Source organism: Pseudomonas sp. BN606 (genome assembly GCF_029873115.1).
Lineage (GTDB): Bacteria > Pseudomonadota > Gammaproteobacteria > Pseudomonadales > Pseudomonadaceae > Metapseudomonas.
In genome coordinates this window covers 1-775 of the sequence record NZ_SSOF01000001.1, presented here as the reverse complement: position 1 = coordinate 775, position 775 = coordinate 1, and the positions used below count along the sequence as shown (strand labels likewise).

The 775-nt window shown below is 62.7% G+C and carries 1 protein-coding gene; it reads left to right on the top strand.

Annotated elements, in window-relative coordinates:
- On the top strand, window positions 1–775 hold a 775-nt coding region (locus tag E8E75_RS00005; protein WP_280357609.1), incomplete at both ends, for an Ig-like domain-containing protein.

Here is a 775-nt window from a genome sequence, read left to right as displayed (position 1 = left end):
CTTCCAGTACGCCTCTGTGGATAACGACGGCCTGGAAGACGCCACTCCAGCCACCGGCACCATCACGGTCAATGTGGTGGACGATGCTTCCGTCCTGGCTGCCGATACCAACACCGTGACCGAAGACAACCCGGCTACCGGCAACGTGCTGGGTAACGACAGCGATGTGGATAACACCCTTACCGTTGCCAGCTTCAGCATCAATGGCGTACCCGGCACCTTCACCGCAGGCTCCAGCGCCGTCATCGCCGGCGTCGGCACCCTGACCATCGCCGCTAACGGCAATTACACCTTCACCCCGGTCGCCAACTGGAACGGTGACGTCCCGCAAGTCACCTACACCACCAACACCGGCAGCAGTTCGACGCTGGATATCACCGTCACCCCAGAAAACGACGCACCGCTGGCGGCCAACGACGGCCCGATTGCGATCACCGAAGACACGCCGGCCATCGGCAATGTCCTGACCAACGACAGCGATATCGATGGCGACAGCCTGACCGTCACTCAGTTCGAAGTCGGTGGCAGCACTTATCTGGCCGGCCAGACTGCCACCCTCACGGGCGTTGGCACCCTGGTGATCAACGCCAATGGCAGCTTCACCTTCACCCCGGCATCGAACTACAACGGCCCGGTACCGACGGCGACCTACACCCTCTCGGACGGCAACCTCACCGACACCGCCGAGCTGAGCTTCGGCAACGTATCGCCAGTCAACGACGCGCCAGAAACCAACGCGGCAGCCGGCTCGGGCAACGAAGACAGCCCGATCACC